This is a genomic window from Pseudomonas sp. D3 (assembly GCF_029320995.1).
Classification (GTDB): domain Bacteria; phylum Pseudomonadota; class Gammaproteobacteria; order Pseudomonadales; family Pseudomonadaceae; genus Aquipseudomonas; species Aquipseudomonas paraveronii.
The window spans coordinates 5,491,007-5,505,257 of sequence record NZ_CP119772.1; the positions used below are offsets into that span (position 1 = coordinate 5,491,007).

At 60.3% G+C, this 14,251-nt stretch carries 16 protein-coding genes; 9 read left to right on the forward strand and 7 right to left on the reverse strand.

Annotated elements, in window-relative coordinates; translation table 11 throughout:
• Positions 1-15 precede the first annotated feature (15 nt).
• Together P3S72_RS25380 and P3S72_RS25385 are read right to left on the reverse strand one after the other, a co-directional pair.
• On the reverse strand, positions 16-249 hold the full coding sequence (locus P3S72_RS25380) for a hypothetical protein (protein ID WP_276197996.1): 234 nt from the start codon (positions 247-249) through the stop codon (positions 16-18).
• Positions 250-799: 550 nt separating this feature from the next.
• Positions 800-1,177 (reverse strand): cytochrome c family protein, encoded by a 378-nt coding sequence (locus P3S72_RS25385; protein WP_276194785.1) that lies wholly within the window; start codon positions 1,175-1,177, stop codon positions 800-802.
• Between the two features lie 350 nt (positions 1,178-1,527).
• Here P3S72_RS25385 and P3S72_RS25390 point away from each other — a divergent pair, with 350 nt between their 5' ends.
• From P3S72_RS25390 to P3S72_RS25410, 5 genes are all read left to right on the forward strand, one after another.
• Positions 1,528-1,899, forward strand: coding sequence for a response regulator (locus P3S72_RS25390; protein WP_276194786.1), 372 nt, complete (start codon positions 1,528-1,530; stop codon positions 1,897-1,899).
• A gap of 254 nt (positions 1,900-2,153) precedes the next feature.
• The gene (locus tag P3S72_RS25395) at positions 2,154-2,348 is read left to right on the forward strand and encodes a hypothetical protein (RefSeq protein WP_247396113.1); all 195 of its coding nucleotides are present in this window, start codon (positions 2,154-2,156) and stop codon (positions 2,346-2,348) included.
• Positions 2,349-2,472: 124 nt separating this feature from the next.
• A complete protein-coding gene (locus P3S72_RS25400; protein ID WP_276194787.1) occupies positions 2,473-4,368 on the forward strand; it encodes an alkaline phosphatase D family protein in 1,896 nt (631 codons plus the stop codon).
• Positions 4,369-4,508: 140 nt separating this feature from the next.
• Positions 4,509-5,510, forward strand: coding sequence for a diguanylate cyclase (locus P3S72_RS25405; protein ID WP_276194788.1), 1,002 nt, complete (start codon positions 4,509-4,511; stop codon positions 5,508-5,510).
• A gap of 191 nt (positions 5,511-5,701) precedes the next feature.
• Entirely contained in the window at positions 5,702-6,952 is a 1,251-nt protein-coding gene (locus P3S72_RS25410; RefSeq protein ID WP_276194789.1) for an aspartate aminotransferase family protein, read from the forward strand.
• Here the strand turns inward: P3S72_RS25410 and P3S72_RS25415 are convergent.
• Positions 6,949-8,973: a c-type cytochrome gene (locus P3S72_RS25415; protein ID WP_276194790.1), complete on the reverse strand. Its 2,025-nt coding sequence runs from the start codon at positions 8,971-8,973 to the stop codon at positions 6,949-6,951. The two genes, P3S72_RS25410 and P3S72_RS25415, sit on opposite strands and share 4 nt — an antisense overlap.
• A gap of 229 nt (positions 8,974-9,202) precedes the next feature.
• Between P3S72_RS25415 and P3S72_RS25420 the strand changes: the two genes are divergently transcribed.
• The 4 genes from P3S72_RS25420 (at position 9,203) to P3S72_RS25435 (ending at position 11,076) form a co-directional block, all read left to right on the forward strand.
• The gene (locus P3S72_RS25420) at positions 9,203-9,457 is read left to right on the forward strand and encodes a type II toxin-antitoxin system prevent-host-death family antitoxin (protein ID WP_276194791.1); all 255 of its coding nucleotides are present in this window, start codon (positions 9,203-9,205) and stop codon (positions 9,455-9,457) included.
• The gene (locus P3S72_RS25425; RefSeq protein WP_276194792.1) at positions 9,454-9,708 is read left to right on the forward strand and encodes a Txe/YoeB family addiction module toxin; all 255 of its coding nucleotides are present in this window, start codon (positions 9,454-9,456) and stop codon (positions 9,706-9,708) included. The genes P3S72_RS25420 and P3S72_RS25425 overlap by 4 nt, the downstream gene beginning before the upstream one ends.
• Positions 9,709-9,785: 77 nt before the next feature.
• Positions 9,786-10,289 carry a hypothetical protein gene (locus P3S72_RS25430; RefSeq protein ID WP_276194793.1) on the forward strand — a complete coding sequence of 168 codons (504 nt, stop codon included), beginning with the start codon at positions 9,786-9,788 and terminating at the stop codon, positions 10,287-10,289.
• Between the two features lie 70 nt (positions 10,290-10,359).
• A complete protein-coding gene (locus P3S72_RS25435; RefSeq protein ID WP_276194794.1) occupies positions 10,360-11,076 on the forward strand; it encodes a hypothetical protein in 717 nt (238 codons plus the stop codon).
• A 68-nt stretch (positions 11,077-11,144) separates the two neighbouring features.
• Here the strand turns inward: P3S72_RS25435 and P3S72_RS25440 are convergent, their stop codons facing one another.
• The 4 genes from P3S72_RS25440 to P3S72_RS25455 form a co-directional block, all read right to left on the reverse strand.
• Positions 11,145-12,239, reverse strand: coding sequence for a pyridoxal phosphate-dependent aminotransferase (locus tag P3S72_RS25440; protein WP_276194795.1), 1,095 nt, complete (start codon positions 12,237-12,239; stop codon positions 11,145-11,147).
• Positions 12,240-12,387: 148 nt separating this feature from the next.
• On the reverse strand, positions 12,388-13,275 hold the full coding sequence (gene cyoE, locus P3S72_RS25445; RefSeq protein WP_276194796.1) for a heme o synthase: 888 nt from the start codon (positions 13,273-13,275) through the stop codon (positions 12,388-12,390).
• A gap of 11 nt (positions 13,276-13,286) precedes the next feature.
• Positions 13,287-13,622, reverse strand: coding sequence for a cytochrome o ubiquinol oxidase subunit IV (cyoD, locus tag P3S72_RS25450; protein ID WP_276194797.1), 336 nt, complete (start codon positions 13,620-13,622; stop codon positions 13,287-13,289).
• Positions 13,622-14,248, reverse strand: a complete 627-nt coding sequence (locus tag P3S72_RS25455) for a cytochrome o ubiquinol oxidase subunit III (protein ID WP_276194798.1) — start codon at positions 14,246-14,248, stop codon at positions 13,622-13,624. The genes cyoD and P3S72_RS25455 overlap by 1 nt, the downstream gene beginning before the upstream one ends.
• Positions 14,249-14,251: the final 3 nt, after the last annotated feature.

A 14,251-nucleotide genomic window follows, 5' to 3' on the forward strand; every position in this document is an offset into this window, starting at 1 on the left:
TATGGGCGCAGGCCATCAGCCCCGCTCCCTCCCCAAACACCTGCAATACCAAACCACCCCACCCACAACCGCCCCTACAACAGTGATGCCATTCCCCACCAACCAAATCCCAAAATTCCGAGCCTGCTCCGCATCCCCCTCATAGAACGGCCCAAAGTACGCCGACACCGCGACCACCACCCCGTTGAACACCGCAACCGCCACGGCAACCACCAAAAACACGAACACGCCCCCCTTACAGACCTTCATATAACGCTCCAACACCAAATCTCCCTTGACTGGTGATAATCCGAGAACGATCCCTTTGATCGAGAACGCCAACTGAATTCGCGGATAGCTCAGCCAATCCGTCAATCGCCGCCCATTCCATAAATCAATGTGGTCACCACTACGGTTACCGAACGTTTCATTGCCCCGGTGCCAAAAAAACCTTGAAGAAGTGGATTCGGCACGGGGCGGCGTCTCCGAAGATTTCCGGATGGTTTTTCCATAGCGTATGGAACGTCAGCATTTAGCATTTCCATCGCGTTTTTTCGCGACCGTAGCAAACGCTCTGCTGCTTAAGAGGGGATCAGATAGAAATCAGAACGGTCCTACTTGCCTGTCAGTTTTGGCTGCAGGGTATAACTCACATGCCCTCACAGGGGATGTTCTTATTGGTGTGAAAGTAAGTGCTAACTGGGCCGGTGTTTGTACGGAATGTTCCGCAGCAGAATAGGCAGCTGGGCGGTTAAGTATAGGAACTTCAGAACGACGCAGGTTTCATGTGGGGCTCGACAACTCCCACACGAGGTCAGAATCACTGGGGTTGAAACATCTCCAGATACGCCAGGATGTTGTCGATTTTTTCCTGATCGCTGATGCCCCAGAAGATCATGCGCGTGCCGCTCACTACCTTCTTCGGCGCCTCGATATAGGCCGCGAGTTTTTCGCGGGTCCAGACCACCCCGGAGTTTTTCATCGCATCCGAATACTGATAGTCGGCGGTAGTGCCGGCAGGCCTGCCGATGATGCCGTTGAGTTCTGGGCCAAAGCCGCCGCGCGCGCCTTCGCCGATGTTATGGCAGCCGCCGCAGGTTTTGGCGAAGAGCTTGCCGCCCGCTTCGGCATCGCCGGCGGCGCAGGCCGCGCCGGTGTTGAGGATCAGGGCGAAGGTCAGTAAGGCGCGGTATTTCATAAGGGCTCCACATCGGGTGATACGGGTGATTATGCCGGTTTGTCAGGAGCGCATGCCCATCCAGATCACCGCTTCGGTCCATGCCGTCACCACCGATGCCAGCGCCCTGAACCACGGGTCATCCCGGTCGATCTGCGCGGCCGAGTGGTCACGGTTGACGGCCTTATGTCACGGCCTGTGGGAAGCAGGCCGGTGGTAGGTGGAAAAGCGCCGGTATCGTGCAGCAGCACCCGGTCAATACGCAACCGGGTCCCTCAGAACGACCATCCATCGTTCCAGGCATATCTGATCGAACCTAATGCGCTGCGCCCCACTCCACCCTACTGAACCCTGATGGTGGAGTAAGGATCATGGCTCAGCCATCGATTTTAGTGCTGGAAGACGACGAAATCATTCGCGCGTTAATGGTCGACGTACTGGAGGATTTCGGTGCGCATGTCACCTCGTTTCCTTCGGCGGATGAAGGCATGATTTACCTGGAGCGGGCCGATGAACCGGTGGACCTGATTGTGAGTGATATCCAGATGCCTGGATTGCTCAACGGCTATGACCTGAGTCGAGTGGTGGCCCATCGTTGGCCAGCGGTGCCGGTGGTGCTGACGTCCGGCAACACCAGGCTGGCGGCGCAGTTGGGGGGATCGGTACGGTTCCTGCCCAAGCCGTGGAGCACCGGCAATCTGCTCGAATGCGTACAAACCGCACTGACCCAGCAGGTGCATTAATAGCTTCGCGACATCACTTTGCCGAACATTGCAGAAGGCTCGGCGGCGGTTAGGTGTCGGAAAAATCGTTGCGAAAAGTGAGCTGGGCCGCAGCCGTGAGTTCCGATTTAGGGTGCCCAAGGTGAATGACGATTCCCACACCTGTGTCGTCTCGTTTTGACGCGATTTGTTTATAGCTCAGGCTTCCCACGCTCTGTAGTTTCGGTCCGCGTCGACATCCTTCGACGCGAACTGAACTTACAGAGGGTACCGTGATGGATATTTTTTCCAGTAATCTGAGTTTCGAAAACAGCCTTTTGCAGACCTACTTGAACACACCAGAAGAAAACCCTCCTCGCCCGAAAACGCCCTCCCAGGGGTCGACCATTGATTTCAGTGGCGAGCGGCTGCCAAAGAAGGACAACCGTTCGAGCGGCCTGGACAGCCTGGGCGGTGGAAACATCATCTAAGTCGTCAAACAGAGAGGCTGCAACCCTGCAGTCTCTTCCACCTTTCGATCCACCCGACCTTAACAAAATACTGACATCCCCCGGGTTAACCTTCGCAACCACCCTGCACAGAGCTTTCAACCCTATGCCTCACGCCGGCACCTTGCCCGACGTCCTCGCCGGCCCGCTGCTGCGGCGCCTTGAACCCCAGCGCCTGGTGATGTGGCTGGTGGGGACCAGGGAACTGCCGTTGACCCTCAGGCTGTACGTCGCCGAGCAGACCCGCGATATCTCGCTGGACCAAGGCCAGTGCCAAATCGTGCCGGTGGGGCGCCGGGCCTTTATCCACTTGATCGACGTTGCGTTGGACGAGGCTCTGCCCCAGGACGCGGTGATCGGCTATGACCTGCTGATCGACGGGCGCGGCATCGGCCAATGGGCACCGCACCTGCTCTATTGCGACGCGCAATCGCCGAGTTTCGTGCTGCATAGCCGTATTCATCAATTGGTCCACGGCTCCTGCCGCAAGCCCCATCACCCGGCGGACGAAGGCTTGCTGTGCGTCGACCGCCTGCTGGCCGACGCCCAAAGCCCAGCGCAACGCCCGGCGTTGTTGATGATGAGCGGCGACCAGGTGTACGCCGACGATGTCGCCGGGCCGATGCTGCGGGCGATTCATGGGCTGATCGCGCGCCTGGGGCTATTCGACGAATACCTGGAAGGCGCCGTGGTGGACAACAGCGCCAGCCTCTACGGGCATCGCGCCAGTTATTACCATCGGGCCGAACTGCTGCCCGCGCTGGACAGCAACGAGACCCTGCGCGAGCGCTTTTTCGGCGGTGTGAAGAAGCCGATTTTCACCAGCAGCACCGCCGACAATCACCTGGTGACCTTCGCCGAAGTGATGGCCATGTATTTACTGGTCTGGTCCCCCACACCCTGGACGCTGATCACGCCACAACCGCCGCAACTGAGCGCCGACGCGCAACAGCGTTATGCCCGTGAACAGGTGCAGATCGATCGATTCCGCAACGGCCTGCCCGGCGTCGCGCGGGTGCTCGCCCATCTGCCCACGCTGATGATCTTCGACGATCACGACATCACCGACGACTGGAACCTCAGTGCCCAGTGGGAAGAAACTGCCTACGGCCATCCGTTCTCCAAACGCATCATCGGTAACGCGTTGCTGGCGTACCTGCTGTGCCAGGGCTGGGGCAACCAGCCGGATGTGTTTGCCAAGCTGATCAGCCAGACACAAGCGCTTGCCGCCCAGGCACACGACAATCATCTGAACCCGAGCGCGCAGGATGAACTGCTCGAAACACTACTGGCCTTCCAACAGTGGCATTACGTCCTGCCGACCACCCCCGCGCTGGTCGTGCTCGACACCCGCACCCGACGCTGGCGCAGCGAATTCAACCTCAAACAACCATCCGGCCTGCTGGACTGGGAAGCCTTGAGCGAACTGCAACAGGAACTGCTGGACCACCCGTGCGCGATCATCGTCTCCCCCGCGCCGATCTTTGGCGTCAAGCTGATCGAGACCGTGCAAAAAGTCTTCAGTGGGTGCGGCTACCCGCTGCTGGTGGACGCCGAAAACTGGATGGCGCATCGCGGCGCCGCCGAGGTGATCCTGAATATCTTCCGCCACTCCCGCACGCCGGGTAACTACGTCATCCTCTCGGGCGACGTACACTATTCGTTCGTCTACGAAGTGCTGATCCGTCATCGCAACGCAGGCCCCAAGCTCTGGCAGATCACCAGCAGCGGCATCAAGAACGAATTCCCACCGCGCCTGCTGGAATGGTTCGACCGCCTCAACCGCTGGCTCTACTCGCCGCGCTCTCCGCTCAACGGGTTCACCCGCCGCCGCAACATGCAGGTGGTGCCGCATATCCCGGAACACGCGCAAGCCGGTGAGCGCTTGTGGAACTCGGCGGGGATCGGCCAGGTGTTTTTCAACGAGCAAGGCCAGCCTGAAGCGATTTACCAGCACAACGCCGATGGAAAGGCACGGACGAGGATGCTGGCGCCTAGGTAATAGCCTATCGCCACACGTCCTGAAGCCGCAAAGCCTCTCTATTCAACGCGTGCAAGCCCCGTTGTACAGTAGCGCCAGCCACGGAGTATCGGCGGGAATTTGAATGGCCTTCTGGGCCTGCCCACGCAGGAAGCACACACATGGACGATACATCCGGCAACAAACCCTCAACTGACCTCAATGCCGACATTCTGCATGCGGTCATGGAACTGGTCAGCGACGGAGTCTGGGACTGGAACGCGAATACCGGGTTCGTTTACCGTAACCCGGGCTGGTACGAAATGCTCGGTTACCCCAGCCACTCCCTGGAGAACAGCGTGTTCACTTGGGAGAACATCCTCCACCCCGACGACTACCTCCGGGTGATGACGCTGTTCGATGACTACATCAACCGTCGCTCGCCCCATTACCAGACCGAATACCGCTGCCGCAAAAAAGACGGCAGCTACCTGTGGATCGAAGACCGCGGCTATGTGGTTGCGCGTAACCTCGACGGCTCGGTGGCGCGCATGGTCGGCGCCCACCGCGACATTAATACGCGCAAATGCTCCATCGAACAGCTCGAACGGCGTAACCAATCGCTTGAAGCCTTGGTTGCCGAACGCACACGCGAGTTGTCACGGGTCAATCAGCAACTGCAATTGCAACTGGACGAAAACCGCTCACTGGCCGAGCGCGACGCCCTGACCCGCGTGGCCAACCGTTATCGCCTGGAGAAAGTGCTGCTGGAAGAATGCGACCGCGCCGAACGTTTCCGCCTGCCGTTGGCGCTGCTCGCCATGGATATCGATGATTTCAAGCCGATCAATGATCGACACGGCCACGGCGTCGGCGACAAGACCTTGGTGAGCGTCGTGGAGAGCCTGGAATCCTGCGTGCGCCCCGGTGACTTGCTGGCGCGCTGGGGTGGCGATGAGTTTGTGGTGGTGCTGCCCAAAAGCACCCTGAATACAGCGAAAGCCCTGGCCGAGCGCATTCGCCAAAAAATGACCGAGATGCCCGCCGTGGGTGACTTCAAAGTGACCCTGAGCCTGGGGGTGGTAGAGCGTCTTGCGGGTGAAGCCCCCGCCGCGCTGATGGCGCGGGCCGACCAGGCGCTGTATCGGTCCAAGGCAGCGGGGAAGGACGTCGTCTCGGAATAAATGCACGTTCACATGTGGGCGCTGGGCTTGCCCGGTTCCTACATTGAGTGCGCGGGGTTTGTTGCCCCGAACAACCTGCTGGCAACCGCTCCTTCCGATTTGGAATGACCCGGCGACTTTATTTCGTTTGCGGCACGGCCTGGCTCGCGGCTTAGATAAAAACAAGCCCGCCACTGCCGAGTCCGAGATTCATGAGCCGCGAAACCATCAGCCAGTCGATTTCCATCGTTCACCCCATCAGCCTTAGCCACGGCAAGAACGCCGAGGTCTGGGACACCACGGGCAAGCGCTACATCGACTTTGTCGGCGGCATCGGCGTGCTCAACCTCGGGCATTGCCACCCGGCGGTGGTCGAGGCAATTCGCCAGCAGGCAACCCAACTGACCCACTATGCCTTCAACGCCGCACCGCATAGGCCTTACATCGAGCTGATGGATCGTCTGAGTACGTTTATCCCGGTGGACTACCCGGTCAGCGGCATGCTCACCAACAGCGGCGCGGAAGCCGCGGAAAACGCCTTGAAGATCGTGCGCGGCGCCACCGGCCGCACTGCGGTGATTGCGTTCGACGGCGCGTTCCACGGCCGAACGCTTGCCACCCTCAACCTGAATGGCAAGGTGGCGCCCTACAAGCAAAAAGTCGGTGTCCTGCCGGGCCCTGTGTATCACCTGCCCTACCCGAGCGCAGACAACGGCGTGACCTGCGCCGAAGCGCTGAAGGCCATGGACCGCTTGTTCAGTGTGGAAATCGACGTCAACGATGTAGCCTGCTTCATCATTGAGCCGGTGCAGGGCGAAGGCGGTTTCCTCGCGCTGGATATCGAGTTTGCCCAGGCCCTGCGCCGTTTCTGCGATGAGAAAAATATCCTGCTGATCGTCGATGAAATCCAGTCCGGTTTCGGCCGCACCGGCCAGCGTTTTGCCTTCTCGCGCCTGGGCATAGCGCCGGACCTGATCCTGCTCGGCAAAAGCATCGCCGGCGGTGTGCCGTTGGGCGCCGTGGTGGGGCGCAAGGCATTACTCGACAACCTGCCCAAAGGCGGGCTGGGCGGCACTTACTCCGGCAATCCCATCGCCTGCGCGGCGGCGTTGGCCACCCTTGAGGTGATGACGGATGCACACTTGCAGGCCTGGGGATCGCAGCAGGAAGAGGCCATCCTGCGCCGCTACGAAACCTGGCGCGCGCAAGGCCTGTCGCCTTACCTGGGCCGACTGACCGGCGTCGGCGCCATGCGAGGCATAGAGCTGGCCCACGCCGACGGCACGCCCGCGCCCCAGCAACTGAGCCAATTACTGAGCCTGGCGCGGGACGCCGGTTTGCTGCTGATGCCCAGCGGCAAGTCGCGGCACATCATCCGTTTACTGGCGCCGCTGACCACTGAGCCAGCGGTGTTGGAGGAAGGCCTGGACATCCTCCAGGCGTGCCTCAAGCAACTGGGCTAGTAACGCGCATCCTGCGGCTTGCCGCCGTTGGGCCAGTCTTTGACCTTGTCCGGGAAATCCGGGCGAGGTTGCCCCGAGAAATACGCCGCGACGTCCACCGCTTCCTGGTCGGACAAACCACCCTGGCCCAACGGAAATTGCTCGTGGAAGCCGATCGGCATGTTGCGTTTGACGAACGCCGCCGCCGTGTAGGTGCGCGCCATGCCGGCACCGATATTGAACGATTGGTCGCCCCACAGCGGCGGGTACACCCGCTCGCCGTCGGCACGCGCCAGGCCCTCGCCATTGTCGCCATGGCACACCGCGCATTGCTTGGCGTAGACCGCGTTGCCGTTGGCCAGGTCGGGTTTGATCGCCGCGTCGACTTTTCCTACGCCGCGCCCGGCCACCTTGTCTTCGGGGCGGGTGTTGTTCTTCATCCAGTCGAAGTACGCGACCATCGCCTGCATATCGGCTGATTGCGGCGGCAACGGTTTGCCGTTCATCGAGCGGCGGAAGCAGCCGTTGATGCGCTCTTCCAGGCTCACCACCTTGCCCGCGCGCGGTGCATAACTGGGGAAGAAGGCCGACACGCCAACGAAGGGCGAGCCGTCCGCCACCGTGCCGGCGTTGAGGTGGCAACTGGTGCAATTGAGCGAATTGCCCACGTTGGCGGGCAGCAATTCCTTGGTTTGCAGGTGCAGGCGCATGCCGCGGACCACCTGGTCGGCGTTCGGCGCGGCGAGCAGGTCGGCCAGGCGCGGGGTTACGAAGGCAGTTGAGTCGGTCGTGGTCGGGTTGAGCTGGTCACGCAACGTCTTGACCTGCGCGGCACTGATCGGCGTGCCCTGGTTACCCCAGCGTGTGCGCACAAAACTGAGAATGTCGGCGACTTCCTGGTCCGCCAGCCGGGCAAACCCGGGCATGGTGTAGACCCGTGGGTAGGTGGCTGTTTGTGCGGTCTGCCAACCGGTGAGGGTAATGTGCAGCAGCGATGTCGGGTCGTTCGAGGCGATGCTCGGGTTGCCGGCCAAAGGCGGGAACAGACCTTTCACACCCCCGCCGTCGCTGCGGTGGCAGTCGCTGCAGAACTGCATATAACCCAGGCCGCCACGGCTGGTGAACAGGTCGGCGGGCGGCACCGCCGGTGCGCGGGCCAGCGACGGCATCGGCAGATCGTCCTCGCCTGGCGGCAGGGATTTCAAATAGCGGGCAATCGCGGTCAGGTCGTCGTCACTGAAATGCTGGGTGCTGTGGTGAATCACATCGGCCATGTTGCCGGCGACGGTGGCAAAGCGGTTCTGCCCGGTTTTGAGCAGTTGCACGGTGTCTTCCACGGTCCACAGGTTGCGCAGGCTCAGGGCGCGCCAATGCTCGACGGTTTCGCCGGCCAGGTAATGCTGGCCGCTGCGCCCGTCATCGCTCATGGCTTTTTCCTGGAAAGCGATGCCGCGTGGGGTGTGACAGGAGCCGCAGTGGCCCAAGCCCTGGACCAGGTAGGCGCCACGGTTGAGCTGCGCGTCACGGCCCGGGGCCGGCTGGAACGCTTGCGTGTCGAGGAAGGCGAAGTTCCACAGGGCCAGGCCCCAGCGCTGGTTGAACGGGAAGCCCATGTCCGCCTCGAGGTTGGCCTCTCGCACGGGCTCTACGCCTTGCATCAGGTAGGCATACAAGGCGCGCATGTCCTCCTCGCTCATCTTGGCGTAGGACGGATACGGCATCGCCGGGTACAGGTTCATACCCGCAGGTGTGACGCCTTCACGCATGACCCGGTCGAACTGCTCGAAGCTGTAGGCGCCAATGCCCGTCTCGCGGTCCGGCGTGATATTGCTCGAATAGATCGTGCCCATCGGCGTGCTCAGCTCCAGCCCGCCGGCCATCGCCTTGCCTTGCTTGGCGGTGTGGCAGGCGATGCAGTCGCCCAATTGCGCGACATATTTGCCGTGTTCGATCAGCAGGGTATCAGCGGAATTTGCGTGCAGGGGTAGCGTCAGGCAGAGCATCGCTCCCAGCATGGCCACGCGTGACAAAGAAAGCGCCATTGCATTTGTCCTTTAATAGCCTGGCGTGGGGATGTCCCCCCGGCGCAGGTCTGTGTTCGTTTTTATAGGTTCATCAGACCTCTGTGTTGTAACGGGTTTACCGCTGTGGGCTTTTGATGTGGGTCAGGCTCAAACCGTAAGGGTGCCGCCAACTGACCGTTGATAAGGAAATCCTTGAACACATGTACGTATTTCTGTACGTTTCGTACCATCAAGCGAGGACATACCCATGGAAACAATCAACTACACCAATGCCCGTGCCCATCTCTCCGAGACAATGGATCGGGTTAATGACGATCACATCCCGTTGCTGCTCACCCGGCAAAAAGGTGAGCCCGTGGTGATGATCTCGCTCTCGGAATTCAATGCCCTTGAAGAGACGGCCTACCTGCTGCGCTCGCCAAAAAATGCTGAACGCCTGATCAACTCGGTCAACAGCTTGAGAGCGGGCAAAGCCAAAGCGAGGCGGCTGATTGAGGAATGAAAATACTCTTCACCCCTGAGGGCTGGGACGACTATCTCTGGTTTGAGCAAAACGACAAAGCCGGACTCAAACGTATCAATTTGCTGATCAAGGCGATACAAAGAGACCCATTTGACGGCGTGGGCAAACCCGAACCACTCAAACACAACCTCAGTGGCTTCTGGTCTCGGCGAATCACCGCCGAACATCGATTGGTCTATGGCATAGAGGATGATGAGGTTCAGATCTTGATGTGTCGTTATCACTATTAACGGGGAATACCTGTTGAAGCCGACTGCCCTGATCCGCGCCTGAAAATATCCGACGTTTTTCTGCACGGAAGCACACCATGCTCGACATCCTCCAAGGCACGCCCGTTTGGGTATACGCCGTTTACCTGTGGATTTGTTACTACGGGATCAAGGCCTGCCTGGGTGGCCGCGAGAATCGGCGGTCATTGATGATCCTGTCGGCGGTGCTGGTGGTGTGGTCGCTGATATCGCTGGCACCGTCGATGCTGTCGAGCGGTGCCTGGGTGGGCGGCGCGGTCATCGGCAGTCTGCTGGGCATGCTGTTGTTTAATGCCAACGGCGCCCGACTGGAAACCGATGGCGACACGCTGGTGCTGCCGGGCACGTGGAAAACCCTGTTGATCTCGCAGCTGTTCTTCGCGGTGAAGTATTACTTCGGTTACCAGCAGGCCGTGCATCCGCTGTTGCTGAGCACGCCATCGATGCTGGCCGCAGTCGGTGGCGCATCCGGTTTGACCGTAGGTCTGTTTTGCGGGAGGGCAATCACGCTGCAGCGGGCGCTGGCTGCCTTGCGTCGCAATAAGGGCATTGTGCTGCCTTGACCTGATCCCCCTCCCCGCCGAAAATGCCCGACGCTTTTTTGTCCCTGTTTACTGAAGTAGTGAAATTTCAATGTCCGATTCCTACACCGCAGAATCCGCCGCAGAATCCGTAGTCGCCTTGCAATCCAAAGCTGAATACGAAAACGCCATCAATCTTTCACAGCATGTGCCAGCGGCCAAGATCATCAGCGAGATGGTGCTGGACGCATTCCATACCTCCAAGGAAAGCGACCAGATCCGCGAACTGCGTGTGGCCATCCGCGAGGCCCAAGACGCCTTCGATGACGACAAGGCCTACGACCTGATGGGCCAGCTCAAGCAGCTCAAGGACGCCGAAGCCGCCGACAACATCGCACTGGAAGACCTCAGCAGCCAGTTTTCCATCAGCCGCATCCTGTCCAGCTTCAAGGACGACCCGCAGTTTCAGGAGCTGGTCTATGGCCTGGCCCTCAAGGTGCTGAACCAGTCCCACCAGGCCATCAGCAACCCAAGCGCCGGCAAGGGCAAGGTCGCTCGACCGAAGAAAGAAGCCGAAGTGTTTGTGATCAGCAAGGACGGCATCAGCGTCACCCTGCCGCTGCGCACGCCGCGCTCGAAGCTCAACGTCGACCGTGAAGCGTTCGAGTTCCTGGGTTTCAGCTTCGTGGGTGAAGGCGATGACGCCGAGCTGGAGGTTGAGAGCTTTGTGGATAACGCAGGCGCTGAACAGCCACTGAGCCGCAAGAGCGTGATCACGGCGTTGCAGCAGCAGACCGCATTTGATGGGTATAGCATCGCGCAGCAGTAGTACCGCTGTATCGCTGAACCCAATGTGGAATCGTCGCACCGCCCCTCCCACATTGGGTTTGTGTCGGGTTAAACGCTGCGCTGGACCTGCGCCGCAAACACCTCACGAAACCGCTCCATCTCGCGCTTGTTCCCTACTGTCACCCGCACCCACTGCGGCCAGCTCTTCCACACGCGGCCAATCATCACCCCTTGCGCGGCCAGCTTCTCTATCACCTGCTCCGCTGGTTGGTTCACATCGATCATGAAGCAGTTGCTTTGCGACACCGTGCAGGTGAACCCACGGGCCTTGAGCCAGGCGACGGTTTCCTCGCGCAGTTGCGCGTTCAGGGCCTTGCGTTGCGGCAATAGCTTGATGTCTTCGAGGCTGGCCCGCGCGCCGAGCAAGCCGCTACCGGCGGGGACGTTGTCACCACCGAACACCGCGAGGCGTGCCAGCAACGCCGGGGCGCCAATCGCCAGGCCCACGCGCGCGCCAGCCATGCCGTAGATTTTCGAGAAGGTGCGCAGCACCAGCAGGTCGTCGTGTTCCTTGACCCAACTGACACAGCTGGGGGCGTCGGCGAAGTCGATGTACGCCTCGTCCACCACCAGCACGCTGCCTTGGGGTTTGTTCGCCAGTGCGTGGCGGATGGCCTCGGTGGGGGTCAGGGTACCGGTGGGGTTATTCGGGTTACACAGGTAGAGCATGCCCGCCTGGGGATCGGCGGCAAGCATCGCGGGGATGTCGTGGGCGTGCTCGGCTGTGAGGCTCACTTCATGTACCGACGCCCGGTTCGACTCGGCCGCCTGGCGCGGCACTTCGTAGGACGGCGCGGCCATCACCAGGCCGCGGCTTTCGCCGGTAAACGCCAACACGGCATAGCGCAGCGCCGCCATGGAGCCGGAGAACACCGCCACCTGGTCCTCGGCAATCCCCTGCTGCTGGGCAAACAGCGCGGCCAAGGCGTACATGTGGCCGTAGGGATAACGTCCGGCCGTGGCAATCGCGCCCTGCATCGCCTCACGGGCGGCGCCCGAGGGGCCGTAAGGGCTTTCGTTGTAGTTGAGCCGCACCTTGTCAGCCTTTGCCGGCGGCGGGCTGGCGACCGCCCAGTCCAGGCGCCCCAGCAGGGGCAAGGCCGCGCCCAGGGCGAGAAGGGAGCGACGACTAACGCTGACCATGGTGACAACTCCTTGTAGGCGGGTGATGGATTCGCACAGTTCATACACAGGGGTATGACGAGAAAGGCCCCGGCCGATTTAACCCCGCGCCCAAGAAAAAGCCCCGCGCTTCTCACGAAGGCGGGGCTTGTTCACTGCTTGGAACCACTCAGGGCGCGTAGGTCAGCAACAGCTCTTTGGGCACTTGGAAATCCAGGGACATCATCACGCTGAGCGCGGTGATGGTGAAGATCGAGAACACGAACAGCTTGCGCGCCCAGACGGTGTCGTCCACCGCCTTGTAGCCGGTCCAGGCCATGTACAACCAGTACATGCCCATGGCGGCGGCGACGGCAAGGTAGCTCATGCCGGCGTAGCCACTGAAGGTCAACATCAAGGTCGCCACGAGGAAGGCCAGGATGTACAGCAGGATGTGTTTCTTGGCCACCTGGATGCCACGCTTGACCGGCAGAACCGGAATCGACGCAGCCAGGTAGTCGTTGAAACGGAAGATCGCGATGGCATAGGAATGCGGCATCTGCCACAGGCTGAACATCACCAGCAGCACCAGCGCGGCCATGTCGAAGCTATTGGTCACAGCCACATAACCAATCACCGGCGGCATCGCCCCCGACAGACTGCCCACCAGCGTGCCGTGAACCGACTTGCGCTTGAGGTACAGGCTGTAGAGGCCGACGTAGATGACAAAACCGATCACGGCAAACAGTGCCGCCAACGGATTGGCCACCTTGTACAACAACACCACGCCGGCAACACCCAGGACGGTCGCGAACAGCAGGGCCAGTTTCAGGGAGATAAGGCCCTGGACCAGCACGCGATTCTTGGTGCGTTCCATCTTGATATCGATGTCGCGGTCAATGCAGTTGTTGAAGACACAACCGGAAGCTACCACCAGGGACGTGCCGATCATTGCTGCCAGGAAGATGGCCAGATCGACATGTCCCTTGGAGGCCAGGAAGAAGCCGCCTGCCACAGAAAGCACGTTACCGAAAATGATCCCCGGTTTGGTGATTTGGATAAAGTGCTTAAGCGACATCGGGTCTTACCTCACTTCGCCATCATGAAGGTGTGGATGCTGAACATGATCCACAGCGACAGACCAACCAGCAGAACGATCACCAGGCCTGCGAACACAAACGCAATCACGTTCTCGCGCTGAGCCTCGGAGCGGTCCAGGTGCAGGAAGTACACCAGGTGAACCAGGACCTGAATCACCGCAAACGCCAGGACGATCATCAAGGTGATCGACTTCGGCAAGGTTGGGTACATCACCAGGCCGAACGGGATCAGGGTCAGGATGACCGACAGGATGAAGCCGATAGCGTAAGTCTTTACGCTGCCGTGGCTCGCATCATGGCTGTCATGGGAGTGTGCATTAGCCATTACAGAGTCCCCATCAAGTAGACGACGGTGAATACGCAGATCCAGACCACGTCCAGGAAGTGCCAGAACAGGCTCAGGCAGTTCAGGCGAGTCTTGTTGGTGTTGGTCAGGCCGTGTTTATTGACCTGATACATCATCACCGCCATCCAGATCAGGCCAGCCGTCACGTGCAGACCGTGGGTCCCCACCAGTGTGAAGAACCCCGACAGGAAGCCGCTGCGGTGCGGGCCGAAGCCTTCGGAGATCAGCAGGTGGAACTCGTTGATCTCCATGCCGATGAAGCCCAGGCCGAACAGGAAGGTCAGACCCAACCAGGTCAGTACGCCCTGCTTGTTGCCCTTGTAGAAGGACAACATGGCGAAGCCGTAGGTGATCGAACTGAACAACAGCAAGGCGGTTTCGCCGAGCACGTAAGGCAGTTCGAAGATGTCGTGGCCCGCCGGGCCACCCGCTACGTTGTTTACCAGTACCGCGTACACCGCGAAGATCGACGCAAACAAGATGCAGTCGGTCATCAGGTAGAGCCAGAAACCGTAAACGGTTACCGGGCCCGAGTCGTGGTGATGGTCATCGTGCCCATGATCATCGACATGGGCGTGTCCAGCATTGGTCACTAAGTTCGACATGGT